The sequence below is a fragment of the Streptomyces sp. NPDC006309 genome, from assembly GCF_040613095.1.
Classification (GTDB): Bacteria; Actinomycetota; Actinomycetes; order Streptomycetales; family Streptomycetaceae; genus Streptomyces.
In genome coordinates this window covers 1-24,795 of sequence record NZ_JBEXRO010000024.1, presented here as the reverse complement: position 1 = coordinate 24,795, position 24,795 = coordinate 1, and the positions used below count along the sequence as shown (strand labels likewise).

Here is a 24,795-nt window from a genome sequence, read left to right as displayed (position 1 = left end):
CCTCCCCGGAGAGAAGGGGGGGCGCCCCCAGCCCGGCCGGAGCCACTGGGAAGAGGGGCCGACTGTGACGAGCGCAGCCGAGCAGCGGGCACCCGCCGGGGAGCCGGCCGGGAGCGGGCAGACGGCGGCGGTGAGGGGCGCCCGGCGCGCCGTACCGCCCGTCCCGGCCGTGTGGCCGGGTGCGCCGACGCCGCTGGGGGCCCGGTTCCGGGTCGGTCCGGACGGGGTCGCCGGCACCAACTTCGCCCTGTGGGCGGCCGGGGCCGAGGCGGTGCGGTTGTGCCTCTTCGACGAGGGCGGCCGGGAGACGCGGATCCCGCTGACCGAGCTGACGCACGAGATATGGCACGGCTTCGTGCCCGGCGTGCTGCCCGGACAGCGGTACGGCTACCGGGTGGACGGCCGCTGGGACCCGTGGACCGGCGCCCGCTGGAACCCGGCGAAACTGCTGCTGGACCCGTACGCGCGGGCGGTGGACGGCGAGTTCGGCCTGCCGCCGCAGGTGTACGGGCACGTCCGGGACTGGCCGGAGCAGCATGTCGCGGACACCGTGCGCGACGAGCGGGACTCGGCGCCGTACGTCCCGAAGGGCGTCGTCGTCCACGACGACGACGACTGGTCCGACGACCACCGCCCGAAGACACCGTGGGCGGACTCGGTCATCTACGAGCTGCACGTGCGCGGTTTCACCCAGTTGCACCCGGGTATCCCCGAGGAACTGCGCGGCACGTACGCCGGGCTGGCGCACCCGGCCGCGGTCGAGCACCTGGTGCGCCTCGGCGTCACGGCCGTCGAGCTGCTCCCGGTCCACCAGTTCGCGCACGAGGACCACCTGCTGCGCCGGGGCCTCAAGAACTACTGGGGCTACAACTCGATCGGCTACTTCGCCCCGCACGCGGCCTACGCGGCCTCCGGTACGACGGGAGCGCAGGTCGGCGAGTTCAAGCGGATGGTGCGCGCGCTGCACGCGGCCGGCATCGAGGTCATCCTCGACGTGGTCTACAACCACACGGCGGAGGCGGGCGAGCTGGGGCCGACGCTGTCCCTGAAGGGCATCGACAACCGCGGCTACTACCGGCTCCAGGACGACGCCCGCCGGTACGCCGACTACACCGGCTGCGGCAACACCCTGCACGTCGTCCAGCCGCAGGTGCTGCGCCTGATCACCGACTCGCTGCGCTACTGGGTGACCGAGATGGGCGTGGACGGCTTCCGCTTCGACCTCGCGGCGGCGCTGGCCCGCTCGATGCACGACGTCGACATGCTCTCGCCGTTCCTGGCGGTCATCGCCCAGGACCCGGTGCTGCGCCGGGTGAAGCTGATCGCCGAGCCGTGGGACATCGGCTCCGGCGGCTACCAGGTGGGTGCCTTCCCGCCCCTGTGGACCGAGTGGAACGACCGCTACCGCAACGCGGTCCGGGACTTCTGGCGGCACGCCCTGCCGGACGTGCGCGAGATGGGCTACCGCCTGTCCGGCTCCAGCGACCTGTACGCCTGGGGCGGCCGGCGCCCGTACGCCTCGGTCAACTTCGTCACCGCGCACGACGGCTTCACCCTGCGCGACCTGGTGTCGTACGGGACCAAGCACAACGAGGCCAACGGGGAGAACAACCGGGACGGCACGGACGACAACCGCTCCTGGAACTGCGGGACCGAGGGCGAGACGGACGACGAGCGGGTGCGGGCGCTGCGGCGCCGGCAGCTGCGCAACCTCCTCACCACCCTGCTGCTGTCCACCGGCGTGCCCATGCTGGTGGCCGGTGACGAGCTGGGCCGTACCCAGCGCGGCAACAACAACGCCTACTGCCAGGACAACGAGATCAGCTGGCTGGACTGGTCGCTGCTGGAGGATCCCGGCTGGCGGGCGCTGTACGACCTGACGTCCCGTCTGATCGCGCTGCGCCACCGCCACCCGGTGCTGCGCCGGCGCGCCTTCTTCTCCGGCCGGGCCCAGACCGCGGACGGGCTGCGCGATCTGGCCTGGTTCACCGCGCGGGGCGCGGAGATGACCGAGGGCGACTGGTACGCCCCCGCGGCCACGCTCGGCATGTACCTCTCCGGGCGGGACATCCCGGGCCGGGACGAGCGGGGCGCGCCGGTGGTGGACGACAGCTTCCTCGCGGTGCTGCACGCCGGGGACCGGCCGACGGGCTTCGTGCTGCCCGGGCCGCCGTGGGCCGAGCGGTACGAGGTCGTGGTGGACACCTCGCGGGAGGAACAGGCCGGGGCGCCGGACACGGTCCACCCGGCGGGGGCGGAGATCACCGTGCCGGCGCGGGCGGTGCTGCTGCTGCGGGTCGCCTGAACCGGCCCGGACGGCGGTGCGAGAGACTCCCCGGAGCCTGTGCCCCGGCTGTGCGTGACGCGGATCACGCTCGCCGGATGCAGCGCGGGCGGGGGTCCAGGGCCTTTCTCCTGGTGTGAACAGCCGGCGAGAACGGGGACCGTGGGGATGGAGCAGACCAGGGCCGGTGAGTACGACGCGTTCGTGGCGGCCCGCTGGCCGGTGTTGTTCCATCTCGCCCGTCTGCTCACCGGAGGGGACCGGTACCGCGCCGAGGACCTGTTGCAGGAGTCCTTGGTCAAGTTGTGGTTCGTCTGGCCGAAGGTCGCCGACGAGGCGCCGGAGGCGTATGTGCGCAAGGTGCTGGCGCGGGCCGCGGCCCGGTCGGCGCGCCGCCGCTGGTGGGGCGAGCGGCCCGTGGAGGAGCTGCCCGAGGTGGCGGCGGCCGGCGACGTGTCGGCGACCGTGGCCGAGCGCTCCCGGCTGGAGGCGGCGCTCGCCCGGCTGACCCCGCGGCAACGGGCCGCGGTGGTGCTGCGCTACTACCAGGACCTGCCCGACCGGCAGGTGGCGGAGGCCCTGGGCTGCCCGGTGGGCACGGCCCGGTCCCATGCCGCACGCGGGGTGGCCCGGCTGCGCCGGCTCCTGGCAGACGTCATCGAGCCGGTGGGGTGAGGGAGGACCCATGGACCGCAGGAAGGGCATGGACGGCTTCGACGGCTTCGACGGCTTCGACGGCTTCGACGGCTTCGACGGTATGGACGGGACGGACCGCATGGACGGCACGGACCGCGCGGATCACTTCGAGCGGCAGCTGACACAGCTCATGCACCAGACCCGGCAGCCGGCGCCGTTCGAGGCCCGGCACCGGGAGGCGCTCCGCGCCGGCGTGCGCGCCCGGCACCGGGCGCGCACGGCGCGCCGGGCCGCCGGCTCCGCGCTGGCCGTGGCCGGCCTCGGCCTGGGGCTGCTGCTGTGGCCGCACGGCCACACCGACGACCGGCCCAGCGCACCGCGCCCCCGGCCCCTGACCAGCCCGGCACCCGGCCCCAGCACGTCGCCGTCACCGTCGCCGTCGCCGTGGTCGTCCCCGTCGCAGTCGTCGTCACGGTCACCGGGCGCGCCGCCGTCCACGTCGTTCCCCGCGACGGTCCCGCCCACGCCGCCGAGCACCGCGACCGCCACGGCCACCGCAACGGCCACCGCCACGGCCACCGCCGCGGCCGGGCCGGACCCCGACGGGAGCACGGCCACCGCCACACCCAGGCCGCCGTCGGCCACGGCCGGCTCCCGGGCCGGCGGCAGCACCACGGCGCCGGCCACGGCACCGGCGCGCGCACCCGCCGTGCCGTCGGACCGGCCCTCCGCCACGGCCGGCCCGGCCGGCTAGTCCCGCTCCGCCCTCCGCCCCCGCGTGCCCCGGCACGCCCGGCACACCTGACCCCAGGGAATGACGTGACACACATACGACCGAGCCGGCCACCGGCGGTGTCCCCGGCGCCCCGGCGCGCGCCCCTGCCGACGGACCCCGACGAGCCCGTCCTGGACGTGGCCGTACCGGTGTTCAACGAGGAGAAGGACCTGGAGCCGAACGTCCGGCGGCTGCACACACACCTGCGGGACACCTTCCCCTACGCGTTCCGGATCACCATCGCCGACAACGCGAGCACCGACCGCACCCCGGCCATCGCCACCCTGCTCGCCGGCGAACTCCCGGAGGTGACCTCGCTGCGGCTGCCGGAGAAGGGCCGCGGCCGGGCGCTGCGGGCGGCCTGGTCGGGTTCCCGGGCGCCCGTGCTGGCGTATCTCGACGTGGACCTGTCCACCGGGCTCGCCGCGCTGCTGCCGCTGGTCGCCCCGCTGATCTCGGGCCACTCCGACGTGGCCATCGGCACCCGGCTCGCCCCGGGCGCCCAGGTGGTGCGCGGTGCCAAACGCGAGGTCATATCCCGCTGCTACAACGCGTTGCTGCGCTGCACACTCGCCGTCGGGTTCTCCGACGCCCAGTGCGGGTTCAAGGCGGTCCGGCGGGAGACCGCCGAGCGGCTGCTGCCGCTGGTGCGGGACGGGGAGTGGTTCTTCGACACCGAACTGCTGGTGCTCGCGGAGCGGGCGGGCCTGAGGATCCACGAGGTCCCGGTGGACTGGGTGGACGACCCCGACAGCAGCGTCGACCTCCTCGCCACCGCGCTGGCCGATCTGCGGGGGATCGTCCGGATGCGGCGGACCCTGGCCCGCCGCCGTCCCGGGCCGGTGGCCCGGTGACCGCGACCCTGGCCGGGACGGCGGCGCCGGCGTCCCGGACCGCGCCCGGCGCCCGGCTCCGGGCCGCCGGCCGCCGTCACGGACCGGTCCTCGCCGTGTTCGGCGCGCTGAAGCTGGCCGGTTTCTGCTCGTTCATGTACCTGCTGTCGGCCACCGGGGACTACCGCACCAGGCACCCCCGGTTCGGCGGCGGCGCGCACGCCTGGGACGTGCTGGCCACCTGGGACGGCTGGTGGTACCAGCAGATCGCGCTGCACGGCTACGACCCGAGACTCGTCCCGGTCCCGGGGGCCACCGGTCTGATCACGCTGGAGGGCAACTCGGCGGCGTTCTTCCCGTTGTACCCGGCTTTGATCCGGCTGACCTCGACGGTCACCGGGCTCGGCTCGTACGGTGCCGGGCTGCTGGTCTCGATCGCCGCCTCCTTCGCCGCCGCCCTCGGCGTGTACGCCGTCGCCGAGCGGTTCGGCGGCCGGCGGGCCGGGTTCGCGGCGGCGGGACTGTGGGCGGTGTGGCCGGGCTCGGGCGTGGAGTGGGCGGTCTACTCCGACTCGCTCTACGTGGCCCTCGCCGTGTGGGCCTGTCACGCCGCCATCACCCGCCGCTGGCTCACCGCCGGGACGCTCACCTTCGCGGCCGGCCTCAACCGGCCCACGGCCGCCGCGCTGATCGCCGCGCTAGGCGTCGCCGCGCTGCTCGCGCTGCGCCGCCGCGAGGAGAGCCCCCTGCGCCCGCTGCTCGCCACGGCCCTGGCCCCGCTCGGACTGCTCGGCTATCTGCTCTGGGTCGGCAACCGGATGGGCGACCTGGGCGGCTACTTCAAGCTCCAGTCGGGCGCCTGGGCGCACCGCTTCGACTACGGCAAGCAGACCCTGGACGTGCTGACGTCCGTGCCCGTGGGCAAGTTCACCTACCTCTTCGCCTACCCCTTCGCGGACGTCATCTCCGTCGGCGTGATCCTGCTCGCCTGCGCGCTGCTGCCGCTGCTGCTACGGCTGCGCCCGCCGCCGGTGCTGGTCGTGTACACCGTCCTGACGCTGGCCCTGGTGCTCGGCAGCCAGCAGATCGTCGCCAACATCTCCCGCTATCTGCTGCCCTGCTTCCCGCTGTTCCTGCCGCTCGCGGTGGCGATGCGCCGGCTGAGCCTGCCCGTGCAGTGCACGCTGCTGGGCATCGCGGCACTGGCCTCCGGCTCGTACGCGGGGTACGCGCTCTTCGAGCTGGGGGTGCCGTAGGGGCTGGGTGTGCTGTCCGCCGCCGACCACTGGTGCCGGCCGCTCGCCTTCCGCCTCACGCCGGGACCGGCCGGGGACGCACCCGCCTCCGAGCGGGTCATGAGCCGAGTCCTCGGTCATCGCGTCCCGCTGCCCGAGTCGAACCGCCTGACGTAACGGGCCTGGTCGGCGAGGAAGCCGTCCGTGTACAGCCTTCTCGGCAGGAGGATCGCGGTGGCCGTGAGCAGCGGCTCGCGGCTCTCGAGGTCGTGGTCGACGAGTGAGTGCGCGGCGCCGGGATAGTGCGCGACCTCCAGCGTGGAGGAGGGCAGGACGCCGCGGTAGACGGTCTCGGTCTCGGCGGCGTCCACATGCACGTCGTGACCGGCCAGGACCAGCAGGACGGGAGTGCCCCGCATGGCGCGCAGATCGGCGACCGCGTCGGCGGTGTAGTTCCGCGTCACGAACCGCCACCGTCTGCGGGTCATGTCGGCGTCGCGCCCGAGCGTGGCGCGGTACTCGTCGTACGACGCGCCCCGGCGCAACAGGGCGAGGGTCGTCTCACTGCGCCGCAGCGCCCGCACGGTCTCCCGGGGGCCGGCGCCGTCCCGCCGGAGCTGGGTGAGGAGGTCGTAACGGCCCTGCCGGAGCCAGTTGACGGCCGGGGCGACGGCGATGACGAACCGGATCCCGCGGTCCGCGGCGGCGACCTTGGGCAGCACCCATCCCGCCTGGCTCGCCCCCCACAACCCGATGCGGCGGCCGTCGATGTCGGTGCGGCCGCGGGCCCAGGCGACCGCGGCCAGGGTCTCCCGCGCGCGATCGGCCATGCTCTGCTCCAGCCAGTCGCCCCCGGAGCCCGCCACGCCCGGTTTGCTGAACGACAGCGACGCGTAGCCCGCGCGGGCGAAGGACTCCCACAACGGCCGGTAGAACGTGTCGTGCGTGGCGTCTGTCGGCCCGTCACCGTGGACGAAGACGACCAGCCCGTACGGCCCGTGCCCCGTCTCGGGGCGGGCGAGCACCCCTTCCAGCCGGTGCCCGTCGTGCCGCAGCACCACCCGCTCCTCGCGCAGGGCGTACGTGTTCTGCCACACCACCACCCCGCCGAGACCGGCGGCCGCCACGAGGACGCCGACCACCGACCACACGGCCCTTCGCACCCACCGCCTGCGGCGCGGCCCGGTGGTCCTCTCGCGTCCTCCCGGCATGAACTTCCCCCATCAATCGAATAAAAAACGCTCGTTCCGAGAACGAACGTACTAGATTCGATCACACAAGAGTCAACCCTTTCGGAGGAGAAGCCCCATGGTGGTGTGTCGGCGCGGCGTGCCCGAAGGCAGCGAGCGGCAGGTGGCCGCGCTCTACTGGGAGGCCTTCGGCCGCAAACTCGGCCCGGCGCTCAACCCGCCGGACGCCGGGCGGGCTTTCCTCGCCGGGCACCTGAACCGCGACCGGGGCGTCACGGCGCTCCTCGACGGAGAGGTGGTCGGGGTGGCGGGCTACCAGGTCGGTGGCCGCGGGCTGACCGGCGGCAGCGCGGCCGACATGCTGTCCGCCTACGGGTTCCTGAGGGGGCTGCCCCGCCTGGCGGTCCTGGCTCTGTTCGAGCGCACCCCGGGCGAGGGCGACCTCGTCATGGACGGCATCGCCGTCGACGCGCGCCACCGGGGCTGCGGCATCGGCGGCCTGCTGCTGAGGGAGATCGCCGCCATAGGAGCCGAGAACGGCTGCCGGCGCATCCGCCTGGACGTCATCGACACCAACCCCCGTGCCCGCGCGCTGTACGAGCGGCACGGCTTCGTCGCCCGACACACCGAGCAGACGCCCTGGCTGCGCAGTCTGCTGGGGTTCGGCGCCGTGACCACCATGCACCGCCCGCTCACCGCGGCGGACCGGATGGACGGGGGCACGGCCTGATGGCCCCCACGACCCCCATGAGCGGGGAGGGCGCACCGGCTGCCCGGCCGGAGATTCCCACCCGCCTGCTGGTGCACGCGCTCGTCCGCGAGGACGGCACCGTCGACGCCGGGCAGCTCTACGCCGTCGCGGGCACCTTGGGCATGAGCGACCAGCAGGTGCGGCTCTGCGTCCGGCGCCTGGTCGAAGAAGGCCGGTTCACCCAGGACGGCCGCGGCCGCAAGGCCCTGTTGCGCGCCGTCCGCGACCGTTCCGGAACCCTGGCGCCGGACGCGGACCACGTACGTCACGCCTACCGCCAGGACGCCGGACTCGCTCCCTGGGACGGCACCTGGCACCTGTTCGCGTTCGCCATCCCGGAATCCCGCCGAAGCGCCCGTGACGCCCTGCGCGACAGTCTGCTCCATCTCGGCGCCGCACCGCTCCAGGGCGGTCTGTACGTCACCGCCAACCCCGTCACCGACCTCGTCGAAACACACGCCCGGCACCTCGGCGTGCTCTCCTGCGTCACCTTCCTCACGAGCACCGATCTGCGTGTCGGAACGCTCACCGACCCGCCGGCCCTGGCCGCCGCGCTGTGGCCGCTGGAGGACATCGCCGCCGGCCACGAACGGCTCGCCGCCTTCACGCGACGGTGCCTCGACGAACTGGGGGCCGATGGGGAGAACGCCGTGCACGGCTCACCCGAGGGGCGGCTGACCATGGCCGTGGAACTCGCCGCCGAGTTCACCCGGGCCATGGAACCCGACCCGTTCCTGCCGCCGGAACTGCTTCCCCGGCCCTGGCCCGGTGCGGCCGCCCGCCGCCTCGCCGCCGAGTGCTGGCAGCGCCTGCGCGAGGCCGGGCCCGCCGGGGCCGCGGAACACGGGGACCTGCGCCTGTTCCGGCTCTACCACGACGCCCTGGGCGCCAGGGCCGAAGGATGACACCGCCCTGCCGAACGAGGGGTCACGGGCGACCGGCGAACCCCCGACGCAACGCGGGCGGCGCCGCTGACCCGTGCGGCCCGGTCGTCAACGGGTCGGCTCCGGTGTGTCGCGCGCCACGGGAGGGCGGCACCGGGGCGGCCGCCCCGCCTGCGGTCGGCGGCCTCCCACCTCGCCGCCCTCCTCACCGGGTCAGCGAGACGATCCGAAGGCAACGCCCTAGGCCAGGCTGTCCCGCCACGCCTTGTGCAGGTCCGCGAACCGGCCGGTGCCGGCGATGAGGTCCTGCGGGCTGCCGTCCTCGACGATCCGGCCGTGCTCCATCACCAGCACCCGGTCCGCGATCTCCACGGTGGACAGCCGGTGCGCGATCACCACGGCGGTACGGCCCCGCAGCACCGTCGACATCGCCCGCTGCACCGCCCGCTCCCCCGGGATGTCGAGCGAGCTGGTCGCCTCGTCCAGGATGAGCACCGCCGGGTCGGCGAGCAGCGCCCGGGCGAAGGCGACCAGCTGGCGCTGCCCGGCGGAGATGCGTCCGCCGCGCTTGCGGACGTCCGTGTCGTAGCCGTCGGGCAGCGCGCTGATGAACTCGTGCGCGCCGATCGCCTTCGCGGCCCGCTCGATCTCGTCCCGGCCGGCGTCGGGCCGGCCGATCGCGATGTTGTCGGCGACCGTGCCGGAGAACAGGAACGCCTCCTGCGTCACCATGACCACCCCGCGCCGCAGTTCCGGCGCGGCCAGTTCCCGCAGGTCCACCCCGTCCAGCAGGACCCGCCCGTCGGAGGGGTCGTAGAAGCGGGCGAGCAGCTTGGCCAGGGTGGACTTGCCCGCGCCGGTCGAGCCGACGACCGCGACGGTCTGTCCGGCCGGCAGGGTCAGGCCGAAACGGGGCAGCACCTCGCCGCCGGTGCGGTAGGCGAACCGCACGCCGTCGAAGACGACCTCGCGGCCCGGGAGGCCGCCCGTCAGCGGCGGGAGTGCGCGGGGCTCCGCGGGCTCCGGCACGGACGGCGTCTGCGCCAGCAGCCCGGCGATCTTCTCCAGGGAGGCGGCGGCCGACTGGTAGGAGTTCAGGAACATGCCGAGCCGGTCGATCGGGTCGTACAGCCGGCGCAGATACAGCACCGCCGCCGCCAGCACCCCCAGGTCCAGCGAGCCGGACGCCACCCGGTAGGCGCCCCACAGCACGATCGCCGCGACCGAGGTGCCGGCCACCAGACGGGAGCCGACCACGTAGCGGGCCATCTCCAGCAGCGCGTCCCCGTTGGTCCGCTCGTGCCGCCGGTTCAGCACGGCGAACTCGGCGTCGTTCGCGGCCTCCCGGCGGAACGCGCGCACCGGCCGGATGCCGTTCATCGTCTCCACGAACCGCACGATCACCGAGGCGATCGCCGTGGACCGCGCCCGGTACACCCGGCCCACCCGCCGCTGGTAGAGCCGGACGAGCAGGTACAGCGGCAGGAAGGAGGCCACCGCGACCGCGCCCAGGCCGAGGTCCAGCCAGAGCAGCATCGCCGCGATGTACACGAAGGACAGCACGACGGTCACCAGTTCCTGGATGCCGTCGTTGAGGAGTTCGCGCAGCGACTCGACGTCCGTGGTGGCACGGGAGATCAGCCGGCCCGAGGTGTACCGCTCGTGGAAGTCCAGGCTCAGCGCCTGCGCGTGCCGGAAGATCCGGCCCCGGAGGTCCAGCAGCACGTCCTGGCTGACCCGCGCGCTGTACTCGATGAAGCCGAACTGCAACACGCCCGAGGCGAGGGCGCTCAGCCCGGCGCCGACGGCCACCGCGATCAGCGGGCCGTGCCGGTCGTCCCGGAACGCGGGTACGGCGGTGTCGATGGCGTACGCCACCAGCAGCGGGCCCACCTGCGTCGCCGCCTGCTGGAGCAGCAGCAGGAGCCCGGTGAACACGGCCCGGCCCTTCAGGGGTGCGAGCAGCGAGCGCAGCAGAGCGCCCGTCGCGCCGGGCGGGGCGGACAGGACGTCCTGGTCGAAGGGGTCGCCGGGGTCCGGGGCGCTGTGGTCGTCGCTGCCCGTGGCGGGGGCGGAGGCGGTCGTCGTCATCGCTTGTCCTCCGGTTCCGCGGACATCAGGCGGGCGTACTCGGCGTTGCCGCGCAGCAGTTCGTGATGGGTGCCGACGGCCGCGATCCGGCCGCCCGAGAGCAGGGCGACCCGGTCGGCGAGCAGCACGGTGGACGGGCGGTGGGCCACGATCAGGGCGGTGGTGTCGGCGAGGACCCGCCGCAGCGCGGCCTCCACGGCGGCCTCCGTGTGCACGTCCAGGGCGGACAGCGGGTCGTCCAGCACCAGGAACTCCGGCCGGCCGACCACCGCGCGGGCCAGCGCGAGGCGCTGCCGCTGGCCGCCGGACAGGCTGAGTCCCTGCTCGCCGACGCGGGTCGCGGTGCCGTGCGGGAGCGCGTGCGCGAAGTCGGCCCGGGCGATGGCGAGCGCCCGGCCGAGGTCCGCGTCCCCCGCCCCGTCCGGGGCCCCCATCAGGACGTTCTCGCCCACCGTGGCGGAGAACAGGGTGGGTTCCTCGAAGGCGACGGCGACCCTGGTGCGCAGTTCCTCGCGGGACATCGCGGTGATGTCCACGCCGTCGAGGGTGATCCGCCCGGAGGTGACCTCGTGCAGCCGGGGCACCAGCGCGGTCAGGGTGGTCTTCCCGCTGCCGGTGGCTCCGACGAGGGCCATGGACTCGCCGGGCGGCACGTGGAGATCGACACGGGTGAGGAGGGGCGGGGAGCCGGGGGGCGCGTCGGGGTAGCGGAACGAAACGTTCTCGAACCGCAGTCCGCGCACGGCCGCGCGTGTCCCGCCCGGCGCCTCGCGGACCCGGGGGCGGACGGACGCGGTGGCGTCCCCGGCCCCGTCGGAGGGGTCCTCCGGCGCCTGGTCCATCACCTCGAAGTACCGCTCCGTGGCGGAGGCGGCCTCCTGGCTCATCGCCAGCAGGAACCCGATCGAGTCCACGGGCCAGCGCAGCGCGAGTGCGGTGCTCAGGAAGGCGACCAGCGTGCCCGTGCTGAGCCCGCCCTCCGCGACCCGCACGGCCCCCAGCACCAGCGCCGCCCCGATCGCCAGCTCGGGCAGCGTGACGATGACACCCCAGATCATGGCCAGCAGCCGCGCCTTGCGCAGCTCGGTGCCGCGCAGGGTGCCCGAGAGGACGCGGAACGCCCGGGCCTGGCTGCGGTGCCGGCCGAAGCCCTTGATGACGCGGATACCGAGCACGCTCTCCTCGACCACCGTGGTCAGGTCCCCGACCTGGTCCTGGGCGCGCCGCGCCACCTGCGCGTACCGCCGTTCGAAGACGGCGCAGGTCCACATCACGGGGAGGGTGGGTCCGAGGATGACCAGGCCCAGCTGCCAGTCCTGCATCAGCATGATGACCAGACCGACGGCGATGGTCACGCCGTTGACCAGCAGGAACGTCAGCGGGAAAGCGAGGAACTGACGGACCAGCATCAGGTCGGTCGTGCCCCGGGAGAGCATCTGGCCGGACGCCCAGCGGTCGTGGAAGGCGACGGGCAGGCGTTGCAGCCGGCGGTAGAGGTCCGCGCGCATCTCCGCCTCGACGTGCGACAGCGGGCGGGCCACCAGCCACCGTCTGATGCCGAACAGGACGGCCTCGGCGGTGCCGAGCAGCAGCAGGTACAGCGCGCCGAGCCAGACACCCGCCGGGTCCCGGCCGGAAACCGGCCCGTCGACCAGCCACTTCAGGACGAGCGGGATCACCAGCCCCGTACAGGAGGCGACGACGGCGACGAACGCGGCGGTGAACAGCCGGGCGCGCACGGGGCGGACGTACGGCCACAGGCGCAGGAGGGTGCGGACGGCGGACCGGTCCTCGGTGGTTGCGGGTGTCGTGGGCATCACGTGCGAGCCTACGGATCGCCACCGACATCGCCCACCGGGTTTCCGGCGGGCGCGGGGCGGACACCGGCGGGGCGCCGTCCGTTATTCGCTGGAACGGGTCTCGCCGGAGCCGGTACGTTCCGGGTTCGCCGTCCGGACCGTGCGCGCAGGCAGGCCGGGGAGACCGGGGGATGCATGATCGACGCGTACGAGGATCCGGGCACGGCCGACGTCCGGGGCGGCTGGTGGTATCTGTGGTGGCTGGTGCGGTGTCAGCCGGGCCGGTCGGCGGCCGGGGCGCTGCTGGGCAGTATCTGGATGGTGCTGCTGGCCGCGCAGCCGTATCTGCTGGCGCGGGCCGTGGACGAGGGGCTGGTGCCGGGGCGGCTCGGGGTGCTGGCCGGCTGGACCGCGGTGATGTTCGTGGCCGGATCGGTGAACGCCTGGGTGGGCACGCTGCGGCACCGCACGCTGACCCGGCTCCGGATGGACGCCAACTTCCGTACCGTGAAGGTGGTCGTGGGACAGGTGGTGCGGCTGGGGGCGGCGCTGCCGCGCCGGGCGGGGGCCGGGGAGGTCGTCACCATCGGGGTCGCGGACGTGCAGACCCTCGCGCAGGCGCTGACCGTGGTCGGGCCGGGCGTCGGTGCGATCGTGGTGTACGCGGTGGTGGCCGGGCTGCTGCTGTCGGTCTCCGTGCCGATCGCCGCGGTGGTGCTGCTCGGGGCGCCGGTGATCGCGCTGCTCACCGGGCCGCTGACGCTGCGGCTCCAGGGCGCGGAGAGCGAGTACCGGGAGCGGCAGGGCGTGCTCGCGGCGCGCATCGGTGACCTCGCGGGCGGGCTGCGGGTCCTGAACGGGCTGGGCGGCAAGGGACTGTTCGCGGACGCGTTCCGCCGGGACTCGGACCGGCTGCGGGCCCAGGGGTACCGGGTCGGCGCGGTGGCGGGCTGGGTGCAGGCGCTCGGAATCGGCCTGCCCACCCTGTTCCTGGCCGTGGTGACCTGGTTCGCGGCCCGGCTCACCGCCCAGGGGACGCTGAGCGTCGGTGAGTTGGTGTCGGTGTACGGCTATGTGGCCGTCCTGGTCGGCCCGGTGGCGTTCTTCGTGCAGATGGCCTACGACCTCAACCGGGGCGTGGTGGCCGCGCGCCGGGTCGTCGGACTGCTGCGGCTGGCGCCGGAGCCGGACACCGGCACGCTGCCGGCGCCCGCCGGTCCGGCCGTGCTGCACGATCCGGTGTCGGGGGTGCGGGTGGTGCCGGGCCGGCTGACGGCGCTGGCCGCCGCCCGGCCCGCCGAGGCCGCCGCGGTGGCCGACCGGCTGGGCCGGTACGGGCCGACCGACGTCACCTGGGGCGGGGTACGGCTCGACGCGGTCCCGCTGACGGACGTACGGCGGCGCATCCTCGTCGCGGACAACGAGGCGGACCTGTTCGCCGGGCCGCTGCGGGAGGTCGTGGCCGCCGCGCACCCGGTGGACGAGGCGGCGCTGCGCCGGGCGGTGCACGCGGCGGCGGCCGAGGACATCGTCCGCGGCCTGCCGGACGGTCTGGACTCGGTGGTCTCCGGGCAGGGCCGCAGCCTGTCCGGCGGGCAGCGGCAGCGGCTGCGGCTGGTGCGGGCGCTGCTGGCCGATCCGGAGGTGCTGCTCGCCGTGGAGCCGGCCTCGGCGCTGGACGCGCACACCGAGGCGACGGTCGCCGCACGGCTGCGGGAGGCGCGGGAGGGCCGTACGACGGTGGTGACGACGACCTCCCCGCTGGTGCTGGACCACGCGGACACGGTCGTGTTCCTGGTCGACGGCAAGGTCGCGGCGAGCGGCCCGCACCGCCGGCTGCTGGCGGCGGAACCGGGTTACCGGGCCCTGGTCGCCCGGGACACCGGGGACGACGGGGACGACGGGGACGACGGGGACGGCGTGAACACAAGGGAGACCGGGGGCGGTTCGGTGCCCGGGGTGCGCGAGGGGGTGACGCGGTGACGGCGGGAGAGACGCTGCTGCCCGTCGCGGACCCGGCCGCCGTGCGCCGGGCCGTGGCGCGGCTGGTGCGGGCCGACGGGCGGGCGTTCGCCGCCGTGCTGGCGCTGAACCTGCTGGCGGCGGCAGCGGGAGCCGCCGGGCCCTGGCTGGTCGGCCGGATCGTCGACGAGTGCGCGCCGGGCACGGCGTCGGCGCGGTGGACCGGCTGGCGCTGTGGATCGTGCTGTGCGCGCCGGCGCAGCTGCTGCTGGCGCGCTGGGCGCGGTACGCGGGGCACCGGGTCGGGGAGCGGACGCTGGCCCGGGTGCGCGAGGAGTACGTCGACCGGGTGCTGGCGCTGCCCGCGTCCGTGGTGGAGCGGGCCGGCACCGGCGACCTGACCGCGCGGGGCACCGCGGACGTGGCGACCGTCGGCACCACGCTGCGGGACGTCGGCCCGGACCTGCTGGTCAACTCCGTGCAGGCGGTGTTCGTGCTGGGCGCGGTGTGCGCGCTGAACCCGCTGCTGGGCGTGTTCGGGGCGCTGGGCCTGACCCCGGTATGGCTGGCCCTGCGCTGGTATCTGCGGCGGGCGAGGGACGCCTACCTCGCCGAGGGCGCGGCCACCTCGGCGGTCGCGGAGATCGTCGCGTCGACGGCGGCCGGGGCACGGACCGTGGAGGCGTTCCGGCTCCGGGAGCGGCGGACGGCGGCGAGCCGGGACGCGCTGGAGGCGTCCCGCCGTACCCGCCTGTACACACTCCGCCTGCGCTCGGTGTTCTTCCCGGCGGTCGACGTGACGTACACCGTGCCCGTGGCCGGGGTGCTGCTGCTCGGCGGGTGGCTGCACGCGCGGGGCGCGGCGGGGGTGGGCGAGGTGGTGGCGGCGGCGCTGTATCTGCGGCAGTTCACCGAGCCGCTGGACCAGGTCCTGATGCGGGTGGAGCAGCTCCAGAGCAGCGGTGCCTCGTTCGCGCGCGTGGAGGGGCTGGCGCGGGCGCCCCGCGGCCCGGGCGGGGACACTGCCGGGGTGCCGGCGAACGACCGGATCGACGTGCGCGGGGTCCGGTACGCCTACGAGCGCGGGGGCGAGGTGCTGCGCGGGGTGGACCTGACGGTACGGCCCGGGGAACGGCTCGCGGTGGTGGGGCCGTCCGGCGCCGGGAAGACGACGCTCAGCCGGCTGCTCGCGGGCATCGACCGGCCGGGGTCCGGCAGCGTGACGGTGGGCGGGGTGCCGGTGGCCGAACTGGCGCCGGAACTGCTGCGCCGGCAGGTGGTTCTGGTCACACAGGAACACCATGTCTTCCTGGGGACGGTCCGGGACAACCTCTTGATCGCCGAACCGCGCGCCGGGGACACCGAGTTGTGGGCGGCGCTGGAGGCGGTGGGCGCCGACGACTGGGTGCGCGGCCTGCCGGACGGCCTCGGCACCCGGCTGGGCGCGGGCGGCCGGCCGACGGACGGCTCGCAGGCCCAGCAACTGGCCCTGGCCCGCGTGGTGCTGGCCGACCCGCACACGCTGATCCTCGACGAGGCGACGGCCCTGCTGGACCCGGCCACGGCCCGGCACACCGAGCGCGCCCTCGCCGCGGTCCTTGAGGGCCGTACCGTCATCGCCATCGCCCACCGTCTGCACACGGCCCACGACGCGGACCGCGTGGCGGTCATGGAGGACGGCCGGCTGAGCGAACTGGGCACGCACGAGGAGCTGGTGGCGGCGGACGGGGCGTACGCGGCCCTGTGGCGGACCTGGCACGGGACACCGCCCGGGCGCTGACCCACCACTCCGCGGTCCGCATATCGAACATGACCCTCCGTTCAACGAACTGTTTCCGGCCAACTTTGTGACGCGCTCCTGACATGTCGCGGCATTCCTGCCACTCTTCCCAGACCGACTCACAGCCGCCCCACAGCTCCTGCGCTCCGGCGTGAGCCGGCTCAGCACCTGCACCTGGTTCCGCGTAACGCCTGTTCTGCCCGGACGTCAGAACGCAGCGTCCGGTCTCCCCTGGCCGCGCGACCCGCGGCCATGCAGAAGGAGTCAGTGTTGAGAAGCAATTCCTCTCGCGGACGCACCTCCCACACAGCACCGCGCGCCTCGGCGCCCCGCCGCGCCGCCACCGTCGCCCTCGTCGGCGTCACCGCCCTGATCGCCGCCGCCGTCCAGTCGGGCGCGGCCGGCGCCGCTCCGGCGAGGCCGCAGGCCGGCAGGGCGAACCCCGCGCACACGGCCCTCAGGCTCACCCCCTCCCAGCGCGCCGAGCTGATCCGGCACGCGGACACCTCCAAGGCCGCCACCGCCCGGCAGATAGGGCTGGGCGGCAAGGAGAAGCTGGTAGTGCGGGACGTCGTCAAGGACGCCGACGGCACGCTCCACACCCGCTACGAGCGCACCTACGCGGGCCTGCCCGTGCTCGGCGGCGACCTCGTCGTGGAGTCCGCCCGGTCCGGCAAGACCATGGAGGTCATCCGGGCCGGCAGCGCCTCGCTGAAGGTCGCCGGTCTCACCCCGGCCGTACCGAAGGCCGCCGCCGAGCGGCAGGCGGTGCGGCGGGCCAGGGCGCTCGGCGGGACGAGGACGGCCGCGGACAGCGTCCGCACGGTGATCTGGGCGGCCTCCGGCAAGCCCGTGCTGGCGTACGAGACGGTCGTCGGCGGACTCCAGGACGACGGCACCCCGAACCGGCTGCACGTCGTCACCGACGCCGCCACCGGCAAGAAGCTGTACGAGTACCAGGGCATCGAGACCGGCGTCGGCAACACGCAGTACAGCGGGCAGGTCGCGCTGACCACGACCCAGTCGGGCTCGACGTACACGCTCACCGACGGCGCGCGCGGCGGCCACAAGACCTACAACCTGAACCACGGCACCTCCGGCACCGGTACCCTGTTCTCGCAGACCAGCGACACCTGGGGCAACGGGACCAACTCCAACGCCGCCACCGCGGGCGCGGACGCCCACTACGGCGCGCAGGAGACCTGGGACTTCTACAAGAACACCTTCGGCCGCAGCGGCATCAAGAACAACGGCGTCGGCGCCTACTCGCGGGTGCACTACGGCAACTCGTACGTCAACGCGTTCTGGGACGACGGCTGCTTCTGCATGACCTACGGCGACGGGTCCGGCAACGCCAAGCCGCTGACGGCGATCGACGTGGCCGGCCACGAGATGAGCCACGGCGTCACCTCCAACACCGCGGGCCTCAACTACAGCGGGGAGTCCGGCGGTCTGAACGAGGCCACCTCGGACATCTTCGGCACCGGCGTGGAGTTCTACGCGAACAACGCCTCCGACCCCGGTGACTACCTCATCGGCGAGAAGATCGACATCAACGGCAACGGCAGCCCGCTGCGCTACATGGACAAGCCCAGCAAGGACGGCTCGTCCAAGGACAGCTGGTACTCCGGCATCGGCGGCGTCGACGTGCACTACTCGTCGGGCCCCGCGAACCACTTCTTCTACCTGCTCAGCGAGGGCAGCGGCGCCAAGGTCATCAACGGCGTCAGCTACAACTCGCCGACGGCGGACGGCCTCCCGGTCACCGGCATCGGCCGGGACAAGGCGCTCCAGATCTGGTACCGGGCGCTGACCACGAAGTTCACCTCGACCACCAACTACGCGGGCGCCCGCACCGGCACCCTCGCGGCGGCCGGCGAGCTGTACGGCACCACCAGCGCCGAGTACAAGGCGGTGCAGGACGCCTGGGCGGGCGTCGCGGTCGGCTCACGCTCCGGCGGCGGGGGCGGCGGCGGTACGTCGTACGAGAACACCTCCCCGGTGGCGGTCCCGGACAACGGGCCGGCCGTCACCTCGGACATCACCGTCTCCGGCCGGACCGGGAACGCGCCGAGCAACCTCCAGGTGGGCGTGGACATCTCGCACACCTGGCGGGGTGACCTGGTGATCGACCTCGTCGGCCCGTCCGGCACCGCCTACCGGCTGAAGAACTTCAGCTCCTCGGACTCGGCGGACAACGTGACCGAGACCTACACGGTCAACGCCTCGGCGGAACCGGCCAACGGCACGTGGAAATTGCGGGTACAGGATCAAGCCACGTACGACACGGGAACGATCAACAGCTGGAAGCTGACCTTCTCGTAAATCGCAGCCCACGAGCCCGGCAGCACAAGGCCGTTCGGGGGCGCGACGCCCCCGGACGGCACCGCTTCACATCGCTGCAATATTCACCCGGCAGTCGATTTTCGGCCAACATCACTTCAGGGTCATGACATGTACGCGGCCCTGATGTCACTCTCTCTCCACCCGCCGCAGTAGCACAGCAACTTCACAACGCCACACTCTCCGGGCAGTAACCCCACGCTGACCGGACTCCCCCACGAAGGAGCTTCTGTGAGCCCCCTCTACGCGCGTCACAAGCGCACCACTCTGGCCATCGCCACCGCCGTCGCCGCCGGAGCCCTCCTCACCACCGGTCTGACCACCGGTGCCAGCGCCGCCCCGGCCGGATCCGCCGCCGCCAAGCCCCTGGCAGCCGCCCCGACCGCGCTGTCCACCGCGGCCCGCACCTCCCTGCTCCAGAAGGCGCAGGCCGGCGCCGCCGAGACCGCGCGGCACATAGGCCTCGGCGCCAAGGAGAAGCTGGTCGCCAAGGACGTCGTCAAGGACGCCGACGGCACCGTCCACACCCGCTACGAGCGCACCTACGCGGGCCTCCCGGTGCTCGGCGGCGACCTCATCGTCCACACCGCCAAGTCGGGCAGGACCGAGGGCGTCACCAAGGCGAACAAGTCGGCCCTCAAGCCGGCTTCGCTCAAGCCGCAGATCACCGCCGCCAAGGCCGAGAAGCAGGCGGTGTCCGCCGCCAGAACCCTCGGCTCCGCCAAGACCACCGCGGACGGCGCCCGCAAGGTGATCTGGGCCGGCTCCGGCAAGCCCGTCCTCGCCTACGAGACGGTCGTCGGCGGCCTCCAGGACGACGGCACCCCGAACCAGCTGCACGTCATCACCGACGCGGCCACGGGCAAGAAGCTCTTCGAGTACCAGGGCATCGAGAACGCGACCGGCAAGACGCTGTACTCCGGCACGGTCAGCCTCAACAGCACGCAGTCGGGCTCGACGTACCAGCTCACCGACGGCGCCCGGGGCGGTCACAAGACCTACAACCTGGCCCGCAAGACGTCCGGCACGGGCACCCTGGTGGCCAGCTCGACCAACATCTTCGGCACCGGCACCGCCTCCAGCTCCTCCTCGGACCAGACCGCGGCCGCCGACGCCGCCTACGGTGCGGCGGAGACCTGGGACTTCTACAAGAACACCTTCGGCCGCAACGGCATCAAGAACAACGGTGTCGGCGCCTACTCCCGCGTCCACTACGGCAACGCGTACGTCAACGCGTTCTGGGACGACAGCTGCTTCTGCATGACCTACGGCGACGGCTCCGGCAACGTCGACCCGCTGACCTCGCTGGACGTCGCCGGTCACGAGATGAGCCACGGTGTCACCGCGAACACCGCCGGCCTGAACTACTCCGGTGAGTCCGGCGGTCTGAACGAGGCCACCTCGGACATCTTCGGCACGGGTGTGGAGTTCTACGCGAACAACGCCTCCGACCCCGGTGACTACCTCATCGGCGAGAAGATCGACATCAACGGCGACGGCTCGCCGCTGCGCTACATGGACAAGCCCAGCAAGGACGGCGGCTCGGCGGACTACTGGTCCTCCTCCGTCGGCAACCTGGACGTCCACTACTCGTCCGGTGTCGCCAACCACTTCTTCTACCTGCTGTCCGAGGGCAGCGGCGCGAAGACGATCAACGGCGTCAGCTACAACTCGCCGACGTACAACGGCACCGCGGTCACCGGCATCGGCCGCGCCAAGGCGCTCCAGATCTGGTACAAGGCGCTGACGACGTACATGACGTCGACGACCAACTACAAGGCCGCCCGCACGGCGACCCTGAACGCGGCGTCCGCGCTGTACGGCTCCACCAGCGCCGAGTACAAGGCCGTCGCCGCGGCCTGGACCGGCGTGAACGTCAGCTAGTCACCCCCGCGCCACGCCAGGGCGGCACCCGGGACGCGAGCGTCCCGGGTGCCGCCCTACCCTTGTGACCCATGTCCTCGGCGCCCTTCACCTACGAGCCGGTCGGCGCGACGCGCGACGACCTGGCCGTCTGCCCGCCCGGCTTCCACCCCCTGTTCGTCCGCACCCGGCTCGGCGAGGGCCAGGAGGTGTTCGACCGGGCCGCCGAGGCGGTCCTGACCTGGGAGATGCACCGCGCGCTCGGCGTCGGCATCGACGCCACGGCCGCCCGCGCGGCCCCCGGCGTCGACGTCACGGTCACCCTGGCCGGCCTCGTCCGGGCCCCCTGCCGCATCGTCTGGACGGCCGAGGAACCCCGCCGGGCCGGCTGGGCCTACGGCACCCTCGAAGGCCACCCCGAGTGCGGCGAGGAGGCATTCGTGGTCGACCGCACCGGCGACGGCACGGTGTGGCTCACCGTCGCCGCGTTCAGCCGGGCCGCCAAGTGGTACGCCCGCGCGGGTGGCCCGGCGACCCGGAGCCTCCAGCACGCGTACGCCCGCCGGTGCGGCACCGTGCTCAGGAACCTGGCCGGCCGGGGCACCGAGGACTGACGGTCACCGCAGCAGCACCCCCGCTCCCTCCACCACCTCCTGCGACGGCACCGCCACCAGGCCCGGTTCCGCGGCGGAGGCGAGGAGGCGGTGGGCGGGGAGGATGCGGACCGTGTAGCCGTAGGGGCCGGTGCGGTCCAGGGAGAGCGGACCCTCGTACAGGAGCCGGCCCTCCAGGTCGGGGGCGCCGGCCGGCTTCAGCGGGACGACCGTGGCGTCGGTGATGCGGTCCTCCGCGTCCACCCGGCCGGACACCGCCTGCACCTCCACGTCGTCCGGGCCCAGCTCGCCGAGCTGCACCCGGACCCGCAGCCCGACGGCCGTGCCCAGCTCCGCGGTGGCCGTCGTCACGGTCGTCTCGACGTGATCCACGGTCACCCCCGGCCACGCCGCCCGCACCCGGGTCTTCCACGCGGCGAGATCCCGGGCGGTGTCCGGGGTCAGCGCGCGGTGCGACTGCGCGGCGGGGGTGTAGAGCCGGTCGACGTACTCGCGGACCATGCGGCCGGCCAGCACCTTCGGGCCGAGCCGGGAGAGGGTCCGGCGGACCATCTCGATCCAGCGGTCGGGCAGGCCGCCCCGCCCGCGCTCGTAGAAGCGCGGCGCGACCCGCTGTTCGAGCAGGTCGTACAGGGCCGCCGCCTCGATGTCGTCACGGCGGTCGGGGTCGGTGCAGGCGCCGTCCGCGGTGGGGATGGCCCAGCCGAAGTCCGGCTGGAACCACTCGTCCCACCAGCCGTCCAGCACGGAGAGGTTGAGGCAGCCGTTCAGCGCCGCCTTCATGCCGGAGGTGCCGCAGGCCTCCAGGGGCCGCAGGGGGTTGTTCAGCCAGACGTCACAGCCCGGGTAGAGCTTCTGGGCCATCGCCATGCCGTAGTCGGGGAGGAAGACGAGACGGTGGCGGAAGCGCGGGTCGTCCGCGAACCGCACCAGCTCCTGCACCAGGCGCTTGCCGCCGTCGTCCGCCGGGTGCGCCTTGCCCGCGACCACGATCTGCACCGGCCGCTCGGGGTGCAGCAGCAGCTCCGCCAGGCGGTCGGGGTCGCGCAGCATCAGCGTCAGCCGCTTGTACGACGGCACCCGGCGCGCGAAGCCGATCGTGAGGACGTCCGGGTCCAGGACCCCGTCGATCCAGCCCAGCTCGGCGTTCCCGGCGCCGCGCTGCCGCCAGGACGCCCGCAGCCGCTCCCGTACCTCCTGCACCAGCTGCTCGCGCAGGGTGCGGCGCAGCTCCCAGACCTCCTGGTCGGGGATGTCCGCGACCGAGTCCCAGCGTTCGGAGCCGCCGACGCTCAGCGCGTCCTCGGTCCGCTGGGCGCCGATCTGCCGGGCGCCCAGCCGCAGCACCTCGGGGGCCACCCAGGTCGGCGCGTGCACCCCGTTGGTCACGGAGGTGATCGGCACCTCCTCGGCGTCGAATCCCGGCCACAGTCCGGCGAACATGTTCCGGCTGACCTGCCCGTGCAGCAGCGAGACCCCGTTGGCCCGCTGGGCCAGCCGGAGCCCCATCACGGCCATGTTGAACAGGTTGGGCTCGCCGCCCGGGTAGGTCTCCATGCCCAGCGCCAGGATCCGCTGGACGTCGATGCCGGGGAGTTCGGCGTCCGGGCCGAAGTGCCGGGCGAGCAGGTCCCGGTCGAAGCGGTCGATGCCGGCCGGGACCGGGGTGTGCGTGGTGAACACCGTGCCGCCGCGCACGGCTTCCAGCGCCGCGTCGAAGTCGAGTCCGGCGGCGCACAGTTCGGCGATCCGTTCCAGTCCGAGGAAGCCAGCGTGGCCCTCGTTGGTGTGGAACACCTCCGGCTCCGGGTGCCCGGTCAGCCGGCAGTACATGCGTACGGCCCGCACACCTCCTATGCCGAGCAGCATCTCCTGGAGCAGCCGGTGTTCGCTGCCGCCGCCGTAGAGCCGGTCGGTGACCCCGCGTTCGCCGAGGTCGTTCTCCTCCACGTCGGAGTCGAGCAGCAGCAGCGGCACCCGGCCGACCTGCGCGACCCAGACGCGGGCGTGCAGCGCGGTGCCGCCGGGCAGGGCGAGGGAGATCTGCGCCGGGGTGCCGTCCGGCCCTTCCAGCTGGGTGAGGGGCAGTTCGTTCGGGTCGAGGACCGGATAGTGCTCCTGCTGCCAGCCGTCCCGGGAGAGGGTCTGCCGGAAGTACCCGTGCCGGTACAGCAGTCCGACCCCGATCAGTGGTACGCCGAGGTCGCTGGCCGCCTTGAGATGGTCGCCGGCGAGGATGCCGAGGCCGCCGGAGTACTGCGGGAGCGCGGCCGTGATGCCGAACTCCGGGGAGAAGTAGGCGACGGCCGCGGGCAGGCCGTCCGACTGGGCCTGGTACCAGCGGTCGCCGGTCAGGTAGTCGTCGAGGTCGTCCGCGACCGCGGTGAGACGGCGCAGGAACCGCCGGTCACCGGCCAGTTCGGCCAGCCGGGCCGGGCGCACGCTGCCCAGCAGCCGTACCGGGTCGCCTCCGGCGGCGGACCACGCCGCGGAGTCGACCGACTGGAACAGGTCGCGCGTTTCCGCGTGCCAGGACCAGCGCAGATTGCGCGCCAGGTCACTCAGTGGCCGCAGGGGGTCGGGGAGAACGGGACGGACGGTGAACCGACGGATCGCCTTCACATTCACCTCGGGCGCGTTGCGGGGTGAGACGCACGGCGCTGTGCGTCTCGTCGTCGCCTTCGACGGTAGTGGTTACCGCGCGGTCGGTGGGGACGTACCGGCTCGGTGTCGGGGGGCGTCAAGAGCCGGTCACCGGGCACTCGGAGAAAAGGGGGGCGGTCTTGTGTGTGGACGTACGCGTGAGTAGTTAACAGAGTGCCGGATTGACCGCCCGAACAGGGTGGGCAGGCTCCACCCGGTACACGTCCCACAGGCGTCGTGCGGCACCACCCGCAGGACCCACCTCCCCACACCCATCCGCCCATACCCACGTTGACGCGGACAGGAGCGGTCATGCCCGCCAGGCACCACTCGTCAGCACCTCCGTCCACCAGCAAGTCCCCGGGAGCAGCAAGGAAGACGACGGGCAAGAAGAGCGCGGCGCCCACCGGCGTCGCGGGCGCCGGCGCGTCCGCCGGGGAGCGGCCCTCCCCCGCCGCGGCCACCACCCTGGGCCGCATCCCCGTCCTCGACGTGCGCCCCGTGGTCCAGCACGGCCGCAGGCCCGCGAAGGCCGTGACCGGGGAGTCGTTCGAGGTGTCGGCCACCGTGTTCCGCGAGGGCCACGACGCCGTCTCGGCGAACGTGGTGCTGCGGGACCCGGCGGGCCGGGCCGGGCCCTGGACGCCGATGCGGGAACTCGTGCCGGGCACCGACCGCTGGGGTGCCACCGTCACCGCCGGCGAACCGGGCCACTGGACCTACACGGTGGAGGCCTGGTCGGACCCGCTCGCCACCTGGCGGCACACCGCCCGGATCAAGATCCCGGCCGGTATCGACACGGGCCTGGTCCTGGCCGAGGGCGCCGAGCTGTACGAGCGGGCGGCGGCCGGGATGCCCGAGGACCGGCGGCAGGCCGTGCTGGACGCCGCGCGCGCCCTGCGGGACGAGGACCGTCCGGCCGCCTGGCGGCTCGCGGCGGCGCTGTCGCCGGAGGTGGAGGCGTTGCTGGGCCGGTATCCGCTGCGGGAGCTGGTCACGGCCTCGGAGGCGATGCCGTTGCTGGTGGAGCGGGAGAGGGCCCTGTACGGCTCGTGGTACGAGTTCTTCCCCCGCTCCGAGGGCACCGCCGAGCAGCCGCACGGCACGTTCCG

General features: G+C 73.7%; 15 protein-coding genes and 2 pseudogenes. 13 read left to right on the top strand and 4 right to left on the bottom strand.

Annotation, left to right across the window (positions count from 1 at the left end; translation table 11 throughout):
- The first annotated feature begins 64 nt into the window (after positions 1-64).
- The 5 genes and pseudogenes from glgX (at position 65) to ABZ117_RS26600 (ending at position 5,784) form a co-directional block, all read left to right on the top strand.
- Positions 65-2,305, top strand: coding sequence for a glycogen debranching protein GlgX (gene glgX, locus ABZ117_RS26620; RefSeq protein ID WP_356824320.1), 2,241 nt, complete (start codon positions 65-67; stop codon positions 2,303-2,305).
- 147 nt (positions 2,306-2,452) lie between these two features.
- Positions 2,453-2,959: a SigE family RNA polymerase sigma factor gene (locus ABZ117_RS26615; protein ID WP_356824319.1), complete on the top strand. Its 507-nt coding sequence runs from the start codon at positions 2,453-2,455 to the stop codon at positions 2,957-2,959.
- A 10-nt stretch (positions 2,960-2,969) separates the two neighbouring features.
- The gene (locus ABZ117_RS26610; protein WP_356824318.1) at positions 2,970-3,674 is read left to right on the top strand and encodes a hypothetical protein; all 705 of its coding nucleotides are present in this window, start codon (positions 2,970-2,972) and stop codon (positions 3,672-3,674) included.
- A gap of 125 nt (positions 3,675-3,799) precedes the next feature.
- Positions 3,800-4,519: pseudogene (locus ABZ117_RS26605) on the top strand (dolichyl-phosphate beta-glucosyltransferase); the annotation flags it as partial.
- A gap of 26 nt (positions 4,520-4,545) precedes the next feature.
- Complete coding sequence (locus ABZ117_RS26600) at positions 4,546-5,784, top strand: hypothetical protein (protein WP_356824317.1); 1,239 nt, start codon at positions 4,546-4,548, stop codon at positions 5,782-5,784.
- 116 nt (positions 5,785-5,900) lie between these two features.
- On the opposite strand, the gene ABZ117_RS26595 is transcribed toward ABZ117_RS26600, so the two are convergent.
- Positions 5,901-6,926: a CocE/NonD family hydrolase gene (locus ABZ117_RS26595; protein ID WP_356824316.1), complete on the bottom strand. Its 1,026-nt coding sequence runs from the start codon at positions 6,924-6,926 to the stop codon at positions 5,901-5,903.
- A 145-nt stretch (positions 6,927-7,071) separates the two neighbouring features.
- Here ABZ117_RS26595 and ABZ117_RS26590 point away from each other — a divergent pair, with 145 nt between their 5' ends.
- Entirely contained in the window at positions 7,072-7,683 is a 612-nt protein-coding gene (locus ABZ117_RS26590; protein ID WP_356824315.1) for a GNAT family N-acetyltransferase, read from the top strand.
- Positions 7,683-8,609: a PaaX family transcriptional regulator C-terminal domain-containing protein gene (locus ABZ117_RS26585; RefSeq protein WP_356824314.1), complete on the top strand. Its 927-nt coding sequence runs from the start codon at positions 7,683-7,685 to the stop codon at positions 8,607-8,609. The genes ABZ117_RS26590 and ABZ117_RS26585 overlap by 1 nt, the downstream gene beginning before the upstream one ends.
- Before the next feature lie 219 nt (positions 8,610-8,828).
- On the opposite strand, the gene ABZ117_RS26580 is transcribed toward ABZ117_RS26585, so the two are convergent.
- Together ABZ117_RS26580 and ABZ117_RS26575 are read right to left on the bottom strand one after the other, a co-directional pair.
- Positions 8,829-10,679 carry an ABC transporter ATP-binding protein gene (locus ABZ117_RS26580; RefSeq protein ID WP_356824313.1) on the bottom strand — a complete coding sequence of 617 codons (1,851 nt, stop codon included), beginning with the start codon at positions 10,677-10,679 and terminating at the stop codon, positions 8,829-8,831.
- Positions 10,676-12,496 (bottom strand): ABC transporter ATP-binding protein, encoded by a 1,821-nt coding sequence (locus tag ABZ117_RS26575; RefSeq protein WP_356824312.1) that lies wholly within the window; start codon positions 12,494-12,496, stop codon positions 10,676-10,678. The genes ABZ117_RS26580 and ABZ117_RS26575 overlap by 4 nt, the downstream gene beginning before the upstream one ends.
- Before the next feature lie 177 nt (positions 12,497-12,673).
- Here ABZ117_RS26575 and ABZ117_RS26570 point away from each other — a divergent pair, with 177 nt between their 5' ends.
- From ABZ117_RS26570 to ABZ117_RS26550, 5 genes and pseudogenes are all read left to right on the top strand, one after another.
- Positions 12,674-14,461: an ABC transporter ATP-binding protein gene (locus tag ABZ117_RS26570; protein WP_356824311.1), complete on the top strand. Its 1,788-nt coding sequence runs from the start codon at positions 12,674-12,676 to the stop codon at positions 14,459-14,461.
- Positions 14,458-16,220, top strand: a pseudogene (locus ABZ117_RS26565) (ABC transporter ATP-binding protein). The gene ABZ117_RS26570 and the pseudogene ABZ117_RS26565 overlap by 4 nt, the downstream one beginning before the upstream one ends.
- A 270-nt stretch (positions 16,221-16,490) precedes the next feature.
- Positions 16,491-18,545: a M4 family metallopeptidase gene (locus tag ABZ117_RS26560; protein ID WP_356824310.1), complete on the top strand. Its 2,055-nt coding sequence runs from the start codon at positions 16,491-16,493 to the stop codon at positions 18,543-18,545.
- 249 nt (positions 18,546-18,794) lie between these two features.
- A complete protein-coding gene (locus ABZ117_RS26555; protein WP_356824309.1) occupies positions 18,795-20,447 on the top strand; it encodes a M4 family metallopeptidase in 1,653 nt (550 codons plus the stop codon).
- A 71-nt stretch (positions 20,448-20,518) separates the two neighbouring features.
- Positions 20,519-21,040 carry a DUF1990 domain-containing protein gene (locus ABZ117_RS26550; protein ID WP_356824308.1) on the top strand — a complete coding sequence of 174 codons (522 nt, stop codon included), beginning with the start codon at positions 20,519-20,521 and terminating at the stop codon, positions 21,038-21,040.
- A 3-nt stretch (positions 21,041-21,043) separates the two neighbouring features.
- On the opposite strand, the gene ABZ117_RS26545 is transcribed toward ABZ117_RS26550, so the two are convergent.
- Positions 21,044-23,662, bottom strand: coding sequence for a glycosyltransferase family 1 protein (locus tag ABZ117_RS26545; protein ID WP_356824307.1), 2,619 nt, complete (start codon positions 23,660-23,662; stop codon positions 21,044-21,046).
- Positions 23,663-23,995: 333 nt separating this feature from the next.
- Between ABZ117_RS26545 and ABZ117_RS26540 the strand changes: the two genes are divergently transcribed.
- On the top strand, positions 23,996-24,795 hold an 800-nt coding region (locus ABZ117_RS26540; protein ID WP_356824306.1), incomplete at its 3' end, for a maltotransferase domain-containing protein.